Origin of the sequence: Achromobacter piechaudii NBRC 102461 (genome assembly GCF_001571245.1) — a bacterium.
Classification (GTDB): domain Bacteria; phylum Pseudomonadota; class Gammaproteobacteria; order Burkholderiales; family Burkholderiaceae_B; genus Achromobacter; species Achromobacter piechaudii.
Genome location: NZ_BCTK01000005.1, coordinates 970099 through 990514 on the forward strand (window position 1 = coordinate 970099; position 20416 = coordinate 990514).

15 protein-coding genes are annotated in these 20416 nt (G+C 63.6%); 12 read left to right on the top strand and 3 right to left on the bottom strand.

The genetic code is table 11. The features are described 5' to 3' along the window. Positions 1–39 precede the first annotated feature (39 nt). From scpB to typA, 8 genes are all read left to right on the top strand, one after another. Complete coding sequence (gene scpB, locus API01S_RS11080) at positions 40–1230, top strand: SMC-Scp complex subunit ScpB (RefSeq protein WP_061304486.1); 1191 nt, start codon at positions 40–42, stop codon at positions 1228–1230. Between the two features lie 35 nt (positions 1231–1265). Then, the gene (locus API01S_RS11085) at positions 1266–3092 is read left to right on the top strand and encodes a pseudouridine synthase (protein WP_061304488.1); all 1827 of its coding nucleotides are present in this window, start codon (positions 1266–1268) and stop codon (positions 3090–3092) included. A 571-nt stretch (positions 3093–3663) separates the two neighbouring features. Then, a complete protein-coding gene (gene rimP, locus API01S_RS11090; RefSeq protein ID WP_039882985.1) occupies positions 3664–4164 on the top strand; it encodes a ribosome maturation factor RimP in 501 nt (166 codons plus the stop codon). After that, entirely contained in the window at positions 4161–5639 is a 1479-nt protein-coding gene (gene nusA / locus API01S_RS11095; RefSeq protein ID WP_006218270.1) for a transcription termination factor NusA, read from the top strand. The genes rimP and nusA overlap by 4 nt, the downstream gene beginning before the upstream one ends. Before the next feature lie 95 nt (positions 5640–5734). Continuing rightward, positions 5735–8791, top strand: coding sequence for a translation initiation factor IF-2 (gene infB, locus API01S_RS11100; protein ID WP_061304491.1), 3057 nt, complete (start codon positions 5735–5737; stop codon positions 8789–8791). Positions 8792–8814: 23 nt separating this feature from the next. Beyond that, positions 8815–9216, top strand: coding sequence for a 30S ribosome-binding factor RbfA (gene rbfA / locus API01S_RS11105; RefSeq protein ID WP_006218273.1), 402 nt, complete (start codon positions 8815–8817; stop codon positions 9214–9216). A gap of 38 nt (positions 9217–9254) precedes the next feature. Beyond that, a complete protein-coding gene (gene truB, locus API01S_RS11110; protein WP_061304493.1) occupies positions 9255–10007 on the top strand; it encodes a tRNA pseudouridine(55) synthase TruB in 753 nt (250 codons plus the stop codon). Further along, positions 10004–11827, top strand: coding sequence for a translational GTPase TypA (typA, locus tag API01S_RS11115; RefSeq protein WP_006218275.1), 1824 nt, complete (start codon positions 10004–10006; stop codon positions 11825–11827). Before truB ends, typA begins: the two co-directional genes overlap by 4 nt. Before the next feature lie 96 nt (positions 11828–11923). Here typA and API01S_RS11120 read toward each other — a convergent pair whose 3' ends face one another. Next, a complete protein-coding gene (locus API01S_RS11120; RefSeq protein ID WP_061304495.1) occupies positions 11924–12322 on the bottom strand; it encodes a tautomerase family protein in 399 nt (132 codons plus the stop codon). A gap of 107 nt (positions 12323–12429) precedes the next feature. On the opposite strand from API01S_RS11120, the gene API01S_RS11125 reads away from it, so the two are divergent. Continuing rightward, the gene (locus API01S_RS11125; RefSeq protein WP_006218277.1) at positions 12430–13293 is read left to right on the top strand and encodes a LysR family transcriptional regulator; all 864 of its coding nucleotides are present in this window, start codon (positions 12430–12432) and stop codon (positions 13291–13293) included. A 68-nt stretch (positions 13294–13361) separates the two neighbouring features. Here API01S_RS11125 and API01S_RS11130 read toward each other — a convergent pair whose 3' ends face one another. Continuing rightward, a complete protein-coding gene (locus API01S_RS11130; RefSeq protein ID WP_006218278.1) occupies positions 13362–14042 on the bottom strand; it encodes an LOG family protein in 681 nt (226 codons plus the stop codon). Here API01S_RS11130 and polA point away from each other — a divergent pair. From polA to API01S_RS11145, 3 genes are all read left to right on the top strand, one after another. Continuing rightward, positions 14041–16758, top strand: a complete 2718-nt coding sequence (gene polA, locus API01S_RS11135) for a DNA polymerase I (RefSeq protein WP_061304497.1) — start codon at positions 14041–14043, stop codon at positions 16756–16758. The genes API01S_RS11130 and polA overlap by 2 nt on opposite strands. Positions 16759–16876: 118 nt before the next feature. Beyond that, positions 16877–17716, top strand: coding sequence for a ZIP family metal transporter (locus API01S_RS11140; RefSeq protein WP_006218280.1), 840 nt, complete (start codon positions 16877–16879; stop codon positions 17714–17716). A 56-nt stretch (positions 17717–17772) separates the two neighbouring features. Further along, positions 17773–18561, top strand: a complete 789-nt coding sequence (locus API01S_RS11145; RefSeq protein ID WP_050727749.1) for a dienelactone hydrolase family protein — start codon at positions 17773–17775, stop codon at positions 18559–18561. Between the two features lie 42 nt (positions 18562–18603). On the opposite strand, the gene API01S_RS11150 is transcribed toward API01S_RS11145, so the two are convergent. After that, complete coding sequence (locus API01S_RS11150; RefSeq protein WP_050727748.1) at positions 18604–20265, bottom strand: Na/Pi cotransporter family protein; 1662 nt, start codon at positions 20263–20265, stop codon at positions 18604–18606. Positions 20266–20416: the final 151 nt, after the last annotated feature.

Genomic DNA, 20416 nt, shown 5'->3' on the forward strand with positions numbered 1-20416 from the left:
ATTTTCAACCTAGCGCAAGTCAGCCCTTAGTGAATTTGAATGTCGATGAACGATAGCGAGGCAATACTCGTGCTGGAAACCGCGTTGTTATGCGCGGTGCAGCCGATGCAACTGTCCGATATGCGCAAGCTATTCGGGGACGATGAACAGTTCGATAACAGCAAGCTGCGCGGGCTGTTGGAGACGCTCCAGGCCAATTGGGCCGATGGCGGCCTGGAGCTGGTGCAGCTGGCTAGTGGATGGCGATTCCAAAGCCGTCCGCATATGCAGCGCTACCTTGAGCGACTCAGCCCGGAAAAGCCGCCCAAGTATTCGCGCGCGGTCATGGAGACCTTGGCCATTGTGGCGTGGCGCCAGCCGGTCACGCGGGGCGATATCGAAGATATCCGTGGCGTGACCGTGTCGTCGCAGATCGTGAAGGCGCTGGAAGACCGGGGCTGGATCGAGGTCATCGGGCATCGGGATGCGCCGGGTCGCCCTGCGCTTTTCGGTACCACGCGTCAGTTCCTCGATGATCTGGGCTTGCGGGCGCTCGATGAGCTGCCGCCGCTGGAATCCGCCCAAGCCGCCGCCGCGCTGGCCGGGCTGGATCTGGGCGAAGTGCAGCAGCTGACGGGCGAGGGCGCCGCTGCGCCCGAGCAGGCCGCTGATACACAAGCCATTGCCGAAGATGCGGCTGATGAGGCCGGAGACGCTTCTGTCCAGGGCGAATTGGCTGTCGAAAATATGTCTGAAGAATCGGAAAATGGCGATATCCCAGTTGCGGAATTGTCAGTTTCGGAACAGGATGCACCCATAGACCCGGTCGATAGCGTAGAATCCGTCGTTTCGCGCACAGAAGAAGGCGCGAATCCCGACGACGAACCCACCGTCCGGGAGCAAGCCGAAGGCTTGTCCAATATGCCGACCCCGTCCGGTTTTCCCGACGACAGGGCCGGTAACGACATTTCCGATATAGCCGCCGACCCCTCTACGGCCGGTGCTGCAAAGGAAAGTGTCGAGAACGCAAAACACGCGGAACCGACCGACCCGATTGACGAGACCGATCACGCAGCGCCTGGCGCCGCCGGGCATGAGCCCGCTATCGGCCTTGATGATCCTGTTCGGCCCGAACCCGATGCCGCTTCCCCGGCCTCGGGCGAATCGGATCCGGCGCATCCTGGCGCCGATCACGATTCGGCGTCCCTTGATGATGACGAGCCCGCCCCTGGCAGGCCTACCCAAGTTTGAAATTCGGAGCTGTCCCAGTGACAACGAATACAGCAATGCAGGACGACAATCCCCGTTCGGATGACACCGCTTCCAGCGGTCAATCGGACGCCTCCGCCGCGCGCGAACCCTCTGCCGAAGGCGATGGCGCGCGTGGACGCGGTCGCAAGCTGAGGACGCCGTTCCGCCGCCGTCGTGGCGATGCCACGGCAGAGCAGGCTCCGGCCGCAGAAGGCCAGGCCGCTTCGGCTGCACAACCGGTTGAGTCGGCCGACTCCCGGGGCGGCGAGCAGGAAGCGGAGCAGGCGTTGTCGTATCTGGACAACACCGACCGCATGGAGCAGCGGCTGGGCAAGTACCTGAACAGCGATTCGGTCATGCCCAAGCTGCACAAAGTGCTGGCGGACGCCGGTATCGGCTCGCGCCGCGAAATGGAAGAACTGATCGTGGCTGGCCGTGTGTCGGTCAACGGCGAGCCGGCCCATATCGGCCAACGTGTTGCGCCCAACGACCAGGTCCGCGTGAATGGCAAGCCCATCATGCGCACGAACACGAAAAAGCCGCCGCGCGTGATCCTGTATCACAAGCCGGCCGGCGAGATTGTCAGCCATGACGACCCGGGTGGCCGCGCCAGCGTTTTCGCGCGCCTGCCCAAGCTGCGCACCGGCAAGTGGTTGTCGGTGGGGCGCCTGGACCTGAACACGGAAGGTCTGCTGATCTTCACGACGTCGGGCGACATGGCCAACCGCATCATGCACCCGCGCTATGGCACCGAACGTGAATACGCCGTCCGTGTGCTGGGCGAGATGGACGAGGCGCAGCGCCAGTCGCTGGTCGACGGCATTGAGCTGGAAGACGGTGTGGCGGCGTTCGGCGCGCTGGATTACCTGGGTGGCGACGGCAGCAACCGCTGGTATCGCGTGACCTTGCAGGAAGGCCGCAACCGCGAAGTCCGCCGCATGTTCGAAGCCGTGGGCGTCACGGTCAGCCGGCTGATCCGCACGCGCTTCGGCGATGTGGTGCTGCCGCGCACGCTGCGTCGCGGTCGTTGGGAAGAATTGGATGGTTCGCTCGTTACCGCGCTGATGGTCCAGCTTGGACTGTTGCGTGATGACGACGAATCGGGTGGTAACCGCCGCCGTTCCAAGCAGCCGGTCTCGCACGACAGTGCGCTGCCCCCGGGCTTTGGGACGATGGATCGCAACGGCATGAATGGCGCCCGGATCGGGCGTCGTGGCAAGCTGCAAGGTGGTCGGGTGGGCAGCGCGGGTCAAGCGGCGGCGTGTCCGTCCGATCCGTTCGGCACCGGCCTGATGATCGCTGGCGGTTACGCCAACGGCCATCCGCTGGCATCGGAAGGTGCGGGCGGCAATCGCAAGGGCGGCAAGCCTGGCGGCGACCGTTCGGCTGCGGCTGGCGGTGGTCGCCCGGGTGGCAAGCAAGGCGGCAAGCCCGGTGGCAAACCTGGCGGCAAGCCGCGTGGTCCGCGCGGTCCGCGTGCAGCGGCGGCCAACGGCCAGCCCGGTAATGTGGCATCGGTCGATGTGGGCGCTGGCAATGTGGCCGAAGCTCCGTTGGGTGGTGGTCGCAAACCGTCGGGCGGCAAGCCCGGTGGCAAGCCGGCTGGCGCGCGTGGCGCAAACGGCGGTCGCAATGCCAGCGGCAAGCCTGCCGGCGCAGGCGGTCGTGGCGGCAACAAGGCAGAAGGGTCGCGCAGCTCTGGCGGTCCGTCGGCCAACAAGGGTCCTGGTGCTGGCGGCAAGCCGCGCGCACCGCGTAGCGCCTCGTCGGCGCCGCGTGGCGATGACTGGCAACCGCGCGGCGCTTCGGCGCACGAATCCCGCTTGGGCGTGATGGGCGGGCGTGGTCGTCAGGGCCGTTGATTGGCTAGTCAGCGGCGCGTTGGCCGCGCCGCTGGCATCGATATGTCCCGCATAAACGTAAGCCCGTGACGAATCAGGCGTTTTTCCGGTTTATCTGGTAAAATCAATGGTTTTCATGGCTTCGCGTCATCGCTTTTTGCAGGCGATGGGCTGGCGGTGAAGGCTTTGGCAGCCAAGTGAGCGGTGTGGCTGGATGGTGTGGCTGAATATGAGAGTGAAGTGCGCATAAGTAGCTAAGGTAGGCTAAGTAGCTAAGGTAGGCTAAGTAGCTACGGTAGCTAAGTAGCATGCGCCAAGCTCGCAGGCACAAAGCCGCTGTTCAAAGCAGGCGGTTGTTCAAAGCAAGCGTTGTTCAAAAGCAGTTGGCATCGGATATGCGCCAAGTGTCGCTGGGCCGGAACTTCATAATGACGTTCAGGGCGCGGGGCAAGGGTTGGATTAACCCGTGGCGCATCAAATTAGGTCGCAATATAGGGCGCTGCCCAGCATTGCTCCTTACGTGTAGTAGGGAAGCGGCTGGGCTCTGCGCAATATCGGTGGGCTGGGCGTGCAGCCCATTTTTTTTGAGTATATGGCTGATTTATTCGCATTGACCGAAGAGGCTCTGGCCGGCATGGACGTCGAACTCGTGGACGTCGAGCGTGCCGCCCTGGGCCTTTTGCGCGTAACGATCGATCGGGTCGGCGGTGTGCGCATCGAAGACTGTGAACAGGTTTCCCGCCAATTGTCGCGGGTGTTCGAAGTCGAAAACGTCGACTACAAACGTCTGGAAGTCGGTTCGCCGGGCATTGACCGCCCGTTGCGCAACGAAGCCGAATTCCGCCGGTTTGCAGGCGAACGCATCGAGATCAAGCTGCGCGAGGCATTAGACGGACGTAAGGTCTTCTCCGGCACGTTGACCGTGCCCGAAGACGCCGCCGCCTCGGACGCCGATGCTGGGATGCACAGGACCGTCTTCGGTCTCGAATTTGAGGCAAAAAAGAACGAAATCCAGGTGTTGAATTTCACGGTCGAAGATATCGAGCGTGCAAAACTGGATCCCGTTCTGGATTTCAAGGGCAAAAAGCGATGAGTCGCGAAATTCTTCTGTTGGTCGATGCCTTGGCGCGTGAAAAGAACGTCACGCGTGACGTCGTGTTCGGTGCGCTGGAAAGTGCGCTGGCCTCGGCCATGAAAAAGCGCTTCAAGGATGATGCGGACATTCGTGTCGCCATCGATAGGGAAACCGGCGATCACGAGGGCTTCCGCCGCTGGCTGGTGGTGCCCGACGAAGCGGGCCTGCAAGAACCCGACAAGCAGGAAATGCTGTCGGACGCGCAAGAGATCGTTCCTGATATCCAGGAAGGCGAATACATCGAAGAGCCGCTTGAGCCCATCGAATTCGGCCGCATCGGCGCGCAGGCGGCCAAGCAGGCCATCCTGCAAAAAATCCGCGATGCGGAACGCGAACAGGTGCTGAACGACTTCCTGGACCGTGGCGAGACCATCGTGTCCGGCACGATCAAGCGTATGGACAAGGGCGACGCCATCGTCGAAACGGGCAAGATCGAAGCGCGCCTGCCGCGCTCCGAAATGATCCCGAAGGAAAACCTCCGGGTTGCCGACCGCGTTCGCGCTTACGTGTTGCGTGTTGACCACGCCGCGCGTGGCCAGCAAGTGATTCTGTCGCGTACATCGCCCGAATTCATTCGCCAGCTGTTCGAGAACGAAGTGCCTGAAATCGAGCAGGGCCTGCTTGAAATCAAGGCTGCCGCTCGCGACGCCGGTGTGCGTGCGAAGATCGCCGTGGTGGCATACGATAAGCGTATCGACCCGATCGGCACCTGCGTCGGCATGCGCGGCTCGCGCGTTACCGCGGTGCGCAATGAGCTGGGCGGCGAACAGGTCGACATCGTGTTGTGGTCCGAAGATCCCGCGCAGTTTGTCATTGGCGCCTTGGCGCCTGCCAACGTCGAATCGATCGTCGTTGACGAAGACAAGCACGCGATGGACGTCGTGGTTGATGAAGAAAACCTGCCCAAGGCCATTGGCGCCAAGGGTCAGAACGTGCGCCTGGCGTCCGAGCTGACTGGCTGGCAGATCAACATCATGACGCCGGAAGAAAGCCTGAACCGCCAGGAAGTCGAGCGTTCGGGCCTGCGCACCACGTTCATGAGCAAGTTGGACGTTGATGAGGAAGTCGCGGACATCCTGATCGACGAAGGTTTTACCGGTATCGAGGAAATCGCTTACGTGCCCATGCAGGAACTGCTGGAAATCGAAGCGTTTGACGAAGACACCATCAATGAATTGCGCGCCCGTGCCCGCAATGCGCTGCTGACTGAGGCAATTGCCCAGGAAGAGCGCCTTGAGACCGCACAGGATTTGCTTGAACTCGAAGGCATGACGCAAGAACTGGCTGCGAAGCTGGCCGAGCGTCAAGTGCATACGCGTGATGATCTGGCCGAATTGGCGACGGACGAACTGGCGGAAATCGCCGGCTTGACCGAGCAGGAAGCCAGCGACCTCATCATGCGTGCCCGTGCCCATTGGTTCGACGAAGAATAACCAAAAGGACACGGGTCTGCGGTGGGTAGTGCTGGTTTCATCCACCGCAAGTTCACGTTGTTTGTAATAGCTGCATATAGGGAAGAGAGAGCCTAATGTCGAGTAACACCGTCGCCCAGTTCGCTACCGAGCTGAAAATGCCTGCCAATGTGCTGCTGGATCAGCTGCGCTCGGCTGGTGTTGACCTCAAATCGGTTGACGATTCCGTCACCGACAGCGACAAGGCGAAATTGCTCGAATCGCTGCGTCGCGCCCATGGCGCGACCGAAGGCAAGAAGATCACCTTGACGCGCCGCCAGACGTCCGAGATCCGGCAGGCTGACGCCACCGGCCGCTCGCGCACGATTCAGGTCGAAGTGCGCAAGAAGCGCGTGTTCGTCAAGCGTGATCCCTCCGAAATCGCCCTTGAGCAGGCCGCGTCCGCGCGCGCCGAAGATGAAGTTGCGATCGAAGACGAGCAGCAGGTGTCCGCACCGGCTGCCCCCGAGGCTTCCGTCGCGGCTGAAACCCGCGAGGCCGTCGCCGAGCAAGCGGAGGCCCCGGCCGCCGCTGCGGCGCAAGAGCCCGTTGCTGTAGAAGCGCCCGCGCCGGTTGAAGCGCCCGCGCCTGTTGAATCCGTCGCGGCCGAAGTGCCCGCCCCCGTCGAGGCGCAAGCCCCCGAAGTCCAGGCCCAGCCTGAACCCGAACCGACGCCGGCGCCTGCTCCTGCCGAGCCCGTGGCCGAAGAGGCCAAGCCCGAAGTTAAGACTGAATCCACCGAGCCCAAGGCTGAAGAAGCCAAGCCGGAACCCGTTGTGCTAGCCAATAAGTCCGAAACACCTTCCCCTGAGGCCACTGCGCCGATCGCCCAGGCGCAGCCTGCCGCGAAGTCCGAACCCGTAAAGACCGCTGCGCCCGCGCCGGCCACGCCTGCGCCTGCCGCCAAGGTGGGCAATCGTGCCGACAACCGCCGCGCCGGTCCGCCGCTCGCCGCCTCTGCCACGACGGGAGGCCGCGACGAAGCGCGCCGTGCCGCCGAGGCCGAAGCCGCCGCGCTGCGCGAGATGCTGAACCGTCCGCGCAAGGTGCTGCGCGCCCCCGAGCCGGAGGCGCCCGCCGCCGCCGCTGCTCCGATTTCGGGCACGCTGCACAAGCCGGCCGGCAAGCCGGGCGCCACGCCTGGCGCCAAGAAGGACGCCAAACCCGCCGCTCCTGGCGCGAAGAAGACCATCAAGACCGCCGAAGTCGCTTCGACCTGGTCCGATGACGCCTCGCGCAAGAAGCCCGCCGACAAGCCGGCCGCTCCGGCCAGCCGCGACGGCTGGCGCGCGGGTGGCAAGGGTGGCGGCAAGGGCGGTGGCCGTGGTGGCCGCAACCAGCAGAACGACCGCCGCAACGAGCCCGCGCCGCAGGAATTCATTGCACGCGAAGTTCACGTGCCGGAAACCATCAGCGTGGCCGATCTGGCTCACAAGATGTCCGTGAAGGCCGCCGAGGTCATCAAGCATCTGATGAAGCTGGGCCAGATGGTCACCATCAACCAGGTGCTGGACCAGGAAACGGCCATGATCGTGGTCGAGGAACTGGGCCACGTCGCGATCGCCGCCAAGCTGGACGATCCGGAAGCGTTCCTGGACGAATCCGCAACGGTTTCCGAAGCCGAACAACTGCCGCGCGCTCCCGTCGTGACCGTCATGGGCCACGTCGACCACGGCAAGACCTCGCTGCTGGATTACATCCGCCGCGCCAAGGTTGCCGCGGGCGAAGCCGGCGGCATTACGCAACACATCGGCGCCTACCACGTTCAGACCGAACGCGGCATGGTGACCTTCCTTGACACTCCGGGCCACGAGGCGTTCACCGCCATGCGTGCCCGTGGCGCCAAGGCCACCGACATCGTCATCCTGGTGGTCGCTTCCGACGACGGCGTCATGCCGCAAACGCGTGAAGCCATCCACCATGCCAAGGCTGCGGGCGTGCCCATGGTCGTGGCCGTGACCAAGATCGACAAGCCGTCCGCCAACCCGGAACGCGTCAAGCAGGAATTGGTGGCGGAACAGGTTGTGCCGGAAGAATACGGTGGCGACGTGCCCTTCGTGGGCGTGTCGGCCAAGACCGGCGAAGGCATCGACGATCTGCTGGAAAACGTGCTGCTGCAAGCCGAAGTGCTGGAACTGAAGGCTCCGGAAGACGCGCCCGCCAAGGGCCTGGTCATCGAAGCCCGTCTGGACAAGGGCCGTGGCCCGGTCGCGACGATCCTGGTGCAAAGCGGCACGCTCAAGCGTGGCGACGTGGTGCTGGCCGGCGCAAGCTTTGGCCGCGTGCGCGCCATGCTGGACGAAAACGGCAAGCCGATCCAATCGGCGGGTCCTTCCATCCCGGTGGAAATCCAGGGCCTGACCGAAGTGCCGGCCGCCGGCGACGAGCTGATGGCGCTGTCCGACGAGCGCAAGGCGCGCGAAATCGCGCTGTTCCGCCAAGGCAAGTTCCGCGACGTCAAGCTGGCTCGCCAACAGGCCGCCAAGCTGGAATCGATGTTCGACAACCTGGGCGAGGGCACGCAAACGCTCACGCTTATCGTCAAGACCGACGTGCAGGGTTCGCAGGAAGCGCTGGTGCAGTCGCTGGTCAAGCTGTCGACCGACGAAGTCCGTGTGCAAGTGGTGCACGCGGCTGTTGGCGGCATCTCGGAAACCGACATCAACCTGGCCATCGCCTCGAATGCGGTCGTCATCGGCTTTAACGTGCGTGCGGAAGCAAGCGCCAAGAAGCTGGCCGAGAACAACGGCATCGACGTGCGCTACTACAACATCATCTATGACGCCGTGGATGAAGTTAAGGCCGCCATGTCGGGCATGCTTGCGCCCGAGAAGAAAGAAGAAATCATCGGCCTGGTCGAGATCCGTGAGGTCTACAGCATCTCGCGCCTTGGCAACATCGCTGGTTGTATGGTGCTTGACGGCATCGTCCGCCGCGATTCCCAGGTACGCCTGCTGCGCAACAACGTGGTTCACTGGACGGGGCATCTTGAATCGCTGCGCCGCTTCAAGGACGACGTCAAGGAAGTCAAGTCGGGCTTCGATTGCGGTCTTACGCTGCGCGGCAACAACGACATCCAGGTGGGTGACCAGCTGGAAGTCTTTGAAATCAAGGAAATCGCGCGTACGCTGTAAAGCGTCGCGAGGCATTATTGCTAATGAGCCGTCACAAGTCCAAAGCCATCCCCGGCCGCAATCTGCGGTTGGCCGACCAGATCCAGAAGGATCTGGCGGAGATCATCCAGCGCGAAATCGATATGTCTCGCGCTGGGCTGATCACGCTCTCCGGTGTGGAATTGTCGACCGACTACGCGCATGCCAAGGTGTGGTTCACGGTTTTGGGCGCCGAGCCCGAAGCCGCCACCGCCTTGCTGAACGAAAAAGCCGGTTGGCTGCATTCCCAGCTTTACAAGCTGCTGCACATACACACTGTCCCCACTTTGCGCTTCTTCCACGACGAGCAAATCGCTCGTGGCATCGAAATGTCGATCCTCATCGACCGCGCAAACCGGCCCGGCCCGCACTCGGGCGTGCCTGACGAACCTGAAGACCAGTCCTGATCGGGCTGTCGTCACTGCTTTTCAACCGGATTCCGACGATGGCTAAACGACGCGGGCTTTTGCTCGACGGTGTGCTGTTGCTCGACAAACCCGTAGGTTTGTCGAGCAACCACGCCTTGCAACGCGCCAAGCGTGCCATGGACGCGGCGAAAGCCGGTCATACCGGCACGCTGGATCCCTTCGCTACCGGCTTGCTGGTGTGCTGTATGGGACGCGCAACAAAAATTTCCGGCGCGATGCTTAACGCCGACAAGGCGTATCGCGCTACGCTGCAATTTGGCAGCGAAACCGATTCCGGCGACCTGACCGGCAACGTCGTGTCGACCGCCGAGCCGGGCTTCACCGTTGACGAACCGGCGCTGCGCGACGCGCTGTCACGTTTCTCGGGCACGATCGAGCAGATTCCGCCGATGTACTCCGCGCTCAAGCGCGATGGCAAGCCGCTGTACGAGTACGCGCGCGCCGGCATCGAGCTGGAACGGGCCCCGCGCCAGATCACGATTCACCGCATCGAGCTGTTGTCCCTTTCCGGGACGCAGGCAGAGATCGATGTGGCTTGCAGTAAAGGCACATACATCCGAACACTGGCCCAGGACATCGGGCGCGTGCTGGGCTGTTTCGCCCACCTGACGGCGCTGCGGCGCACGCATGTCGGGCCATTTTCTCTGGAACGCGCCGTTGAGCTGGAAGCCTTGCAGGCCATGCCAGACCCGAAGCAGGCATTGCTTGCACTGAACGAATTGCCGGAGGGCTTGCTGCCCTCCACCCTGACCTTAAAGGACTCGCTATGACTCGCGCCTTGCGCAACGTCGCCATCATCGCCCACGTGGACCACGGTAAAACAACCCTGGTCGACCAGCTGCTGCGCCAATCCGGCACCTTCCGCGAAAACCAGGCGCTGACCGAACGGGTCATGGACTCGAACGATCTGGAAAAAGAACGCGGCATCACGATTCTGGCCAAGAACTGTGCCGTTGAATACGAAGGCACGCACATCAACATCGTCGACACCCCGGGTCACGCCGACTTCGGTGGTGAAGTCGAACGCGTGCTGTCCATGGTCGACGGCGTGCTGCTGCTGGTTGACGCCGTTGAAGGCCCGATGCCGCAGACCATTTTCGTGACGCGCAAGGCGCTGGCCCTGGGCCTGAAGCCGATCGTCGTCGTCAACAAGGTCGATCGCCCCGGCGCTCGCACCGACTTCGTCATCAACGCCACGTTCGACCTGTTCGACAAGCTGGGCGCGACCGAAGAGCAGCTGGACTTCCCCGTGGTTTACGCCTCGGGCCTGTCGGGCTACGCCGGTCTGACCCCGGACGTGCGCGAAGGCAACATGCGTCCGTTGTTCGAAGCCATTCTGCAGCACGTGCCGCAGCGTGACGACGATCCCAACGGTCCGCTGCAAATGCAGATCATCTCGCTGGACTACAACAGCTACGTCGGCAAGATCGGCGTGGGCCGCATCAACCGTGGCCGCATGCGCCCCGGCATGGAAGTGGCTTACAAGTTCGGTCCGGACGGCCAGAGCGGCCGTGGCCGCATCAACCAGGTCCAGAAGTTCCATGGCCTGGAGCGCGTGGTGGTTGACGAAGCCGAAGCCGGCGACATCGTGCTGATCAACGGCATCGAAGAACTGGGCATTGGCTGCACCGTGACCGACGTCGTCACGCAGGAAGCCCTGCCGATGCTGCGCATCGACGAGCCGACGCTGACCATGAACTTCATGGTGAACACGTCGCCGCTGGCCGGCCGCGAAGGCAAGTTCGTGACCAGCCGCCAAGTGCGTGATCGCCTGGATCGCGAACTGAAGTCCAACGTGGCGCTGCGTGTGCGCGACACGGGCGACGACACGGTGTTCGAAGTGTCGGGCCGTGGCGAATTGCACCTGACGATTCTGCTGGAAACGATGCGTCGCGAAGGCTATGAACTGGCCGTGTCGCGTCCCCGCGTGGTGTTCAAGGAAATCGACGGCGTGAAGTGCGAGCCGTTCGAATCGCTGACCATCGACGTTGAAGATGCCCACCAGGGCGGCGTGATGGAAGAGCTGGGCCGCCGCAAGGGCGACCTGCAAGACATGCAGCCGGACGGCCGTGGCCGTACCCGCCTGGAATACCTGATCCCGGCCCGTGGCCTGATCGGCTTCCAGAACGAGTTCCTGACGCTGACGCGCGGCACGGGTCTGATGAGCCACATCTTCCACGAATACGCCCCGGTCAAGGAAGGTTCGATCGGCGAGCGTCGCAACGGCGTGCTGATCAGCCAGGACCAGGGCGATGCCGTGGCCTACGCGCTGTGGAAGCTGCAGGATCGCGGCCGCATGTTCGTGAGCCCGGGCGATGCGCTGTATGAAGGCATGATCATCGGCATTCACAGCCGCGACAACGATCTGGTCGTGAACCCGATCAAGGGCAAGCAGCTGACCAACGTGCGCGCCTCGGGTACCGACGAAGCCGTGCGCCTGGTTCCGCCGATCCAGATGTCGCTGGAATACGCCGTTGAATTCATCGACGACGACGAACTCGTGGAAATCACGCCCAAGTCGATCCGTCTGCGCAAGCGTCACCTGCTGGAAAACGAACGCAAGCGCGCCGCGCGCGAAGCCGCCGTCTAAGGCGACGAACCCGGGGTCTTGGACCCTGGCGTTTGGGCTGTACAAAAAAAGCCGCACACCTTCGGGTGCGCGGCTTTTTTGCATCGGGCGGCAGCGTTATAGGCCCGCTTTCTGATGCCGGTATTCCTGCGTGGCCCCACCGTAGCCATACGCGGCCGCTCGCGCATCGATGACGTGCACATACGAGCATTCGTGCAGCTCGCCCAATATCTGCTGGAAGGACGCGTAGATCTCCTTGATGAAACGCGCTTTCTCCGCCTTGGTATTGGTTTCGTCAGTGACGCTGATGTCCAGGTGAAAGGCGTTCTTGCCCAGTTCCGATAGCGGCTGGCCGCCGATGAACCAGAGATCGTGGGGGATGTGCTGCAAAGTGATCGCGATGACCGGCAGCTTTTTGCCCAGGACGGATTGCGTCAACTGCGCCACGGAATCGACGATGCGACGGTTGACGGCGGGGTCGGATTGACCGGAAACATGGACAACGATATGGGGCATGACAGGCTCCTGTGAGTAGGGGTACAAGGCCAGTGTAGGAAGTCGATTGACATCGGAAAAGCGGGAAATTACGATTCCATCCATCGATTAATCCGTTGGATGACGCCATGTCTGGCTTTGATCTGGACCAGTTGCGCACCCTGGTCGCCGTGCTTGATGCGGGAAGCCTGACGGCGGCGGCGCCGAAGGTATTTTTGTCGCAGTCGTCCGTCAGCGAGCAAATGCGCAAGCTGGAGGATCGCGCTGGCCAGCCGCTGCTGGTGCGCGCCAAGACCGGCGTGACCGCGACCCCGGCAGGTGAACGGCTCTTGCGCCATGCGCGCGCCATTCTTGCATTGAGCGACGAGGCTTATCGCGATTTGCGCGGTGTTGCGCTGCGCGGCGAGTTGCGCTTTTTCATCACGGATTATTTTCGGCCGGGCGACGTCGCGCGCATGCTGCGGCGCTTGAACGAGCATTACCCGCAGGTGCGGCTGCACGTCACCATCATGAAAAGCGGGGCGATCGAGGCCGCGTACGAGCGTGGTGAGATCGACGTGGGCATATCCATGTCGATTCAGGAACGCGGGGCGCCGAGGGCGCGGGCTCAGGGCGCATTGCTGCGCCGCGAGCCGCTGCTATGGATGGCTGCCGAAGGAGCAAGCACGCCGCCTGACGGACCCTTGCCCTTGCTGGTGCTGCCCGAGACGTGCGCGTTGCGCCAGTACGTGGAACGCCAGCTCACGCGGCGCGCCGTGCCCTATACCGTGGCTCATGTTGCGTCTGGCGTGGCCGGTTTGCAGTTGGCAATTTCGGCGGGCCTGGGCGTGGCCTGCCTGAACGAGTCCGCGCTGGCGCCAGGCATCGCGCGGCTGCACGCAGCCGGGCTGCCAACGCTGCCATCGGTAGAATTCCGGCTGCTGCCCGCGCGCCCAGGCGAAAGCGAGTTCATCGCGCTGGCGCGCGAAGCCATTGTCAAAGCCATGGCCTGAACCGTTGGCTTGAAACGCTGGCTTGAAGCGAGCGCCAGACGGCGGCCCGTCAAGGCCGCCGTCTGCGTTCAAGCGGGCAGGGAAGGGGCGTATTGCGCTTCGGAATGGACCTTGTCGTGGAACTCCACCACGCGGCGAACCACCTTGACGGGGTCGTCCTCGATGATGAAAAGCTCCAGGTCGTGGGCGCCGATCATGCCGTTGCCCAGTACCTGGTCGCCCAGCCATTCGACCATGCCGGACCAGTACTCGCTGCCCACCAGTACGATGGGCGCGGGCGGCACCTTGCCCGTCTGGATGAGCGTCAACGCTTCGAAGAGCTCGTCCAGCGTGCCAAAGCCGCCCGGCATCGCCACATAGGCGAAGCTGTGCATGAAGAACGTGGCCTTGCGCGAGAAGAAATACTCGAATGACAGGCTGATGGTCTGGTATTCGTTGTTGTGGGCTTCATGCGGCAGGCTGATGTTCAGCCCGATGCTGGTGCCGCCCGCTTCGAAGGCGCCCTTGTTGGCGGCCTCCATGATGCCGGGGCCACCCCCTGCAATGACCGCGAACCCGGCGCCGGCCAAGGCAGCCGAAATGGCGACGGTGGTTTCATAGTGGGGGGAGTTGCGGCTGACGCGTGCACTGCCGAATACGCTGACTGCGGGCCCGATGTTCGCGAGCTTGTCTGCCGCCGTCCGTATCTCTGACATAATCAGCGGAATTTGTTTGCCGGCGGGTGTTTCCATATCTGCCTTTGTAACCATGAAAAAAACCTTATTACTGGTCGACGGTTCAAGCTACTTGTACCGCGCTTTCCACGCTATGCCTGATTTGCGCAACGCGCAAGGCGAACCCACGGGTGCGCTGTACGGCGTGGTCAATATGCTGCGCAAGCTTGTATCTGATCATAAGGCAGAGTATGCCGCATGTATTTTCGATGCTCGCGGCAAGACTTTTCGCGACGACCTGTACCCCGAGTACAAGTCGCATCGTCCTCCCATGCCCGAAGACCTGGCCGCGCAGATCGAACCCATCCACCGCGCGGTCCGCGCGCTGGGCTGGCCGGTGCTGGCCATCGAAGGCGTAGAGGCCGACGACGTCATCGGCACGCTGGCCAAGCGCGCCGCCGAACACGATGTGCACACCATCGTCTCCACGGGCGACAAGGACCTGGCGCAGCTGGTCAACAGCCATGTCACGCTGGTCAACACCATGACCGGTGAAGTGCTGGACGAGCCCGGTGTGGTCAACAAGTTTGGCGTGCCTCCCGACCGCATCGTTGACTATCTGATGCTGGTGGGCGATACCGTCGACAACGTGCCCGGCGTCACCAAGGTCGGGCCGAAGACGGCGGTGAAGTGGCTGACTGAATTCGGTTCCATCGACAAGCTGATCGAAGGCGCCGAGACCATCAAGGGCGTGGCAGGCAACAACTTGCGCGAGGCCATCCCCAACTTTCCGCTGACCCGTCAGCTGCTGACGGTGAAGTACGACTGCGACCTGACCGGCCATGTCGAAAGCGTGGACGACCTGATCCCGCGCGAGCGCGACACCGCCACGCTGACCGAGCTGTACGAACGCTACGGCTTTCGTACCTGGCTGCGCGACCTGACGGGCGACGCCGAACGCGTTCCCGCCGGCGATGCGCGCATCGCCGTCGACGTGCCGCAGGTGCCCACCGAACTGGACTACCGCATCATTTCCGACTGGGCCGAGTTCGACGCCTGGTTCGAGCGCTTGCAGAACGCCTCGCTGGTGGCGCTGGACACCGAGACCACCTCGTTGGACCAGATGCAGGCGCGGCTGGTCGGCCTGTCGCTGGCGGTGGAACCGGGCGTGGCCTGCTACATCCCCGTCGCGCATCGCGGCCCGGACGGCGCCACGCAACTGCCCAAGGCCGAGGTGCTGGCGCGCCTGAAGCCCTGGCTTGAGGACGCCTCGCGCGCCAAGCTGCTGCATCATGCCAAGTACGACGCCCACGTGTTCGCCAACGAGGGCATTGCGCTGGCCGGCATCACCGACGACACGATGCTGCAAGCCTACGTGCTGGAATCGCATCGCGGCGTGGGGCTGAACGACCTGGCGCAGCGCTATCTGGGGCGCAGCGGCATATCGTACGAAGACTTGTGCGGCAAGGGCGCCAAGCAGATCGGTTTTGACGAGGTCGCCGTTGACAAGGCCGGGCATTACGCCGCCGAAGACGCCGACTTCACCTTGCAATTGCATCATGTGCTGCGCCCGATGGTAGCGGCCAACGAAGGCCTGGACCGCATCTACCAGCTTGAGATCAAGGTGTCGGCGGTGCTGACCACGATCGAACGCAATGGCGTGAAGGTCGATGCCGAGGAACTGGGCCGCCAGAGCCACAAGCTGGGCCAGGAAATGCTGCGGCTGGAGCAGAAGGCCTATGAACTGGCCGGTCAGCCCTTCAACCTGAATTCCCCCAAGCAGTTGGGCGAAATCCTGTTTGACCGCATGCAGTTGCCGGTGGTGCGCAAGACCGCCAGCGGCGCGCCGTCCACCGACGAAGACGTGCTGACCAAGCTGGCGCTGGATTACCCGCTGCCGCAGGTGCTGCTGGAATACCGCGGCTTGTCCAAGCTGAAGTCCACCTACACGGACAAGCTGCCGCGCATGATCAATCCGGCGACCGGGCGCGTGCACACGCGTTACTCCCAGGCGGCGGTCATCACCGGCCGACTGGCTTCGTCCGATCCCAACCTGCAGAACATTCCCGTGCGCACCGAGGCGGGTCGCCGAGTGCGAGAAGCCTTCATTGCCGAGCAGGGCATGCTGCTGTCGGCGGACTATTCGCAGATCGAGCTGCGCATCATGGCGCACGTATCCGACGATGCGAACCTGCAAAGCGCGTTTGCCGCCGGCGAGGACATCCACCGCGCCACGGCGGCCGAAGTGTTCGGCGTGGCCCTGGCCGACGTGTCGACCGATCAGCGCCGGGCGGCCAAGGCCATCAACTTTGGCTTGATCTACGGCATGGGCGTGTTCGGCCTGGCGTCCAACCTGGGCATCACGCGCGACGCCGCGCAAGCCTATATCGACCGCTATTTCGCGCGCTATCCGGGCGTGGCGATGTACATGGAAAACACGCGCCGCCTGGCACGCGAACAGGGTTATGTGGAAACCGTTTTCGGCCGGCGTCTGCAACTGCCCGAAATTCGCGGAGCGTCCGGGCCGCGCCGGCAAGGCGCCGAACGCGCCGCCATCAACGCGCCCATGCAGGGCACGGCCGCTGACTTGATCAAACTGGCGATGGTGGCCGTGCAGGACTGGCTGGAAGCCGAAAAACTCCAGACCCGCATGATCATGCAGGTGCACGATGAACTGGTCCTGGAAGCGCCGGACAACGAGATCGAGGTCGTCAAGGAAGCCTTGCCGCGCCTGATGTGCTCGGTGGCCGAACTGCGCGTGCCCCTGGTCGCGGAAGTGGGCATGGGCAAGAACTGGGAGCAGGCGCACTAGCCCTACGCGACGAGGTTGCGGCGCCTGCGATGGGCCGTCTCTGGACGGCCCATTTCCGATTTCGGGATTGCAACAATATAATGTTGCGCTTCCCTCCCGCCTATATTGCGTCCCCCAAATGTTGCTGCTCTGGGTCCTGCTTGCCACCGTAACCGGCGGGCTTATCGCCGTCCTTGTCGCCAGCTGGCTGGCCTACAAGGTGTTCGCCCAATACCTGCATCACATGGTGAGCCTCTCGGTAGGCGTGCTGCTGTCGGTGGCGCTGCTGCATCTGCTGCCCGAAGCCTTCGAGGGCGCGGTGGGCAACGCGCACGCGCTGTTCGGGCTGATGCTGGCGTCGCTGATCGGCTTTTTCGTGTTGGAAAAGATCGCGCTGCTGCGCCATAGCCATCACCACGAGGGCGACGGCCATCACCATCACAAGGGTCACGACCACCACGAAGCGGGGCGTGGAGGCATGCTGATCCTGATTGGAAGTTCGCTGCACAATCTGTGCGATGGCGTGCTGGTGGCGGCCGCGTTCCTGACGGATCCGCTGCTGGGCGTGCTGACAGCCGCCTCGATCATCGTGCATGAAGTGCCGCACAAACTGAGCGACTTCGTGGTGCTGCTGAACGCCGGGCTGGCCCGCCGGCGTGCGTTTTCGTTGATCCTGTTCACCAGCTTGTGTTCAGCGGTGGGCGGCATAATAGGATACTTCGTGCTTCAGCAGGCGCAGGACTGGGTGCCGTATATCCTGGTGATTGCCGCCAGCAGCTTCCTGTATATCTCGGTGGCCGACCTGATGCCGCAGATGCACGAGCGGGTGTCCCTTTCGGATGCCGTCCCGCAATTGCTGCTGGTGGGCCTGGGTGTTGCGCTGATCTACGGCGTGACCACCCTGATGCACCATGGGCATGAGCACGAGGCCGACGCCAGCAATGGCGCGCCTCATGCGGAGCACGCCCACTCGCACTAGGGCGCGCGCGGACGGGACGCCTGCTTGCCGTCCATCCCCCAACAGGAGCGTCCCCCATGAGCTTTTCCGCCGCAGCGGGCAATGTTGCCCCCACCGTCATCCACACCGACACGCAAGGCCTGGTCTCCGCCGACTTCAAGCTGCCCGTGGCTGACGGATCCATTGCCGCCTATTACGCCGCGCCCGAAGGCCGCCGCGACCTGCCCATCGTGCTGGTGGTGCAGGAGATCTTCGGTGTGCACGAACACATCAAGGACCTCTGCCGGCGCATCGCCAAGGCCGGCTATCTGGCCGTTGCCGCCAACCTGTACGAGCGCCAGGGCGACGCGTCGGTCTATACCGACATTCCGAAACTGATCGCCGAACTGGTCAGCAAGGTACCTGACGAACAGGTGTTTTCGGATCTGGATGCCAGCGTGGCCTGGGCCGCGGAACACGGCGGCGACCCCAAGCGCGTGGCCATCACCGGCTTTTGCTGGGGTGGACGCCTGACCTGGATGTACGCGGCGCACAACCCGGATGTGAAGGCGGCCGTCGCCTGGTATGGCAAGTTGAGCGTGGGCCACGGCCCGCTGATCAAGCGCGTGGCGTTCGACGTGGTCAATGAGCTGCACGCGCCGGTGCTGGGCCTGTATGGCGCCAAGGATGCGAGCATCCCCGTGGCCGATATCGAAACCATGAAGGCCAAGCTGGCCGAGGGCAACGCCGCCGCGCGTCAGTCGGAATTCGTCGTGTATCCGAATGCCGACCACGCGTTCCTGGCGGACTATCGGGCCAGCTATCAGCCCGAGGCCGCGAAGGACGGCTGGAGCCGCATGCTGGCCTGGTTCCAGCGCTACCTCTAAGCGTTCAGCGGGCTGCCTTGGAAGGGCAGGCCGCCCACTTCCTTAGTTGCCTGCTTCCCGCAAGCGGCTGGGCAGAAGCTCGCCGTGGCGGGCCAGCAGGGGGTAGGCGGCGGCGCCCACCAGGTGGGAGTTGATCCCCTTCATATCCCGCAGAATGTCCAGGTACAGCGCGCCGACTTCCGCCGCGTCGACCTGGCCCGACTTGATCTTCTGCAGATGCGTGTCGGATGCCTGCGTTTCAATCGTCCGGAAACGCGCCTTTTCGCCAGCCAGGGCGCGGGCCTGGCGCAGGTCGTCGTTGACGAACAGCGCGGCGGCCTGGCGTTCGTTGGCGATCAGCTGGCCCAGGGTTTCGTCCAGGCTGGCGCGCTGCTCGGGCGAGAACGCCCAGCCCTGCTTGCGCAGCTTGGCCACATGACTCAACAGGCCATGATGGGCGATGTCGCCCGCGTGGCCGATATTGCTGGTGAAAGCCAGGATGTCGTCCATGCGCTGGATGTCGTCGCGCGTCATGTTTTCCTGGTCCAGCGTGGCCAGGTAGGTCGTGATGGCGTTTTCCAGCTTGTCCAGGGCGGCATCGAGCTGGCGCGCCTGCACCATGCGATGGCGGTTGTCGCGCTTGAAACCGGCGCGCGCGTATAGCAGCAGCGTCTGCACCATGTCCGCCATGCGCAGCGCTTCGCGCGCGGCGTTGCCCAGGGCCACGGCGGGCACGTCATGCGCCCACTCGTCCAGGTATTGCGGGCGCGACGGGTCGTTGGGATCGGCGCGTTTGGGCAGCCAGCGCGTCAACAGCGCCGCGTAGGGAGACAGCAGCGGCAGGAACAGGATAGCGATGACCGCATTGAATAGCGTGTGGAAGTTGGCGACCGCACGTGCCGGGTCGCTGGCCAGGTCGCTCATCAGCGGTTGCAGCACCGGCAGCAGGATCAGGCCGGCCAGCACGCCCAGCACTCGCGTCAACAGGTTGCCCAGGGGCAGGCGACGGGCGGCGGGATCGTCGCCGGTGACCCCTTCGATCATGGGATTGATGGCGGTGCCCAGGTTGGCGCCCAACACCAGCGCGAACGCCACGTGTGGCGCCACCATGTGATGGCTGGCCAGCGACATCACCAGCACCACGACGGCCACGCTGGAGTGCGCGGCCCAGGTAAAGGCGGCCGACAGCAGCACGGCGGCCACGGGTTGCGTGGACAAGGCGTCCAGAATCATGCCCAGCATGGGCGCGGTCTGGAACGGTTCGAACAGTTCAACCAGCTGATGCAGCGAAAGCAGCAGCAGGCCCAGGCCGATGAATACGCGGCCCAGGTCGCGTGTACGGCCGGGGGGATAGCGGCGGAACATCCAGACGCCCGCCAGGATAAGAATGGGGGCAAGCGAGGTCAGGTCGAACGACAGCAGTTGCACGATCAGCGTCGTGCCGACGTTCGCCCCGAGCATGGCGGCCAGCGCAGGCACCAGGCCGACGACGCCGCCCGCGGCGAAGCCGGTGATCATCAGGCCCGTGGCAGTGCTGCTTTGCAGGGCGGCGGTAATGCCCAGGCCGGCGGCGAAGGCGCGCAGACGCGTGCCCAGGGCTCGGCCCAGCGCCGCGCCCAAGGCCGCGCCGAACGCGCGTTGGACGCCGGTTTGCACCATGTGCACACCCCAAAGGAGCAGGGCGACATAGCCGGCGAAGTCAAGCAGGGTGATAAGTCCAGACATCCAGGGGTGTTCCCGTTCTTTTTATGACAAGTAATAATTCTGTAATGATCGCATGCCTGACCGGGTGGCGGAACCGGGGACAGCGATACAGCATACGCCCGGCAAAGCATTCCTGCGCGTGGGGATGGCACCGCGTATCATTGCCTGACTA

What these genes read in the sequence shown, in the direction of transcription:
- scpB (WP_061304486.1), top strand. Translation starts at nt 40, where the DNA reads ATGTCGATGAACGATAGCGAGGCAATACTCGTGCTGGAAACCGCGTTG.
- API01S_RS11085 (WP_061304488.1), top strand. Translation starts at nt 1,266, where the DNA reads ATGCAGGACGACAATCCCCGTTCGGATGACACCGCTTCCAGCGGTCAA.
- rimP (WP_039882985.1), top strand. Translation starts at nt 3,664, where the DNA reads ATGGCTGATTTATTCGCATTGACCGAAGAGGCTCTGGCCGGCATGGAC.
- nusA (WP_006218270.1), top strand. Translation starts at nt 4,161, where the DNA reads ATGAGTCGCGAAATTCTTCTGTTGGTCGATGCCTTGGCGCGTGAAAAG.
- infB (WP_061304491.1), top strand. Translation starts at nt 5,735, where the DNA reads ATGTCGAGTAACACCGTCGCCCAGTTCGCTACCGAGCTGAAAATGCCT.
- rbfA (WP_006218273.1), top strand. Translation starts at nt 8,815, where the DNA reads ATGAGCCGTCACAAGTCCAAAGCCATCCCCGGCCGCAATCTGCGGTTG.
- truB (WP_061304493.1), top strand. Translation starts at nt 9,255, where the DNA reads ATGGCTAAACGACGCGGGCTTTTGCTCGACGGTGTGCTGTTGCTCGAC.
- typA (WP_006218275.1), top strand. Translation starts at nt 10,004, where the DNA reads ATGACTCGCGCCTTGCGCAACGTCGCCATCATCGCCCACGTGGACCAC.
- API01S_RS11120 (WP_061304495.1), bottom strand. Translation starts at nt 12,322, where the DNA reads ATGCCCCATATCGTTGTCCATGTTTCCGGTCAATCCGACCCCGCCGTC.
- API01S_RS11125 (WP_006218277.1), top strand. Translation starts at nt 12,430, where the DNA reads ATGTCTGGCTTTGATCTGGACCAGTTGCGCACCCTGGTCGCCGTGCTT.
- polA (WP_061304497.1), top strand. Translation starts at nt 14,041, where the DNA reads ATGAAAAAAACCTTATTACTGGTCGACGGTTCAAGCTACTTGTACCGC.
- API01S_RS11130 (WP_006218278.1), bottom strand. Translation starts at nt 14,042, where the DNA reads ATGGTTACAAAGGCAGATATGGAAACACCCGCCGGCAAACAAATTCCG.
- API01S_RS11140 (WP_006218280.1), top strand. Translation starts at nt 16,877, where the DNA reads ATGTTGCTGCTCTGGGTCCTGCTTGCCACCGTAACCGGCGGGCTTATC.
- API01S_RS11145 (WP_050727749.1), top strand. Translation starts at nt 17,773, where the DNA reads ATGAGCTTTTCCGCCGCAGCGGGCAATGTTGCCCCCACCGTCATCCAC.
- API01S_RS11150 (WP_050727748.1), bottom strand. Translation starts at nt 20,265, where the DNA reads ATGTCTGGACTTATCACCCTGCTTGACTTCGCCGGCTATGTCGCCCTG.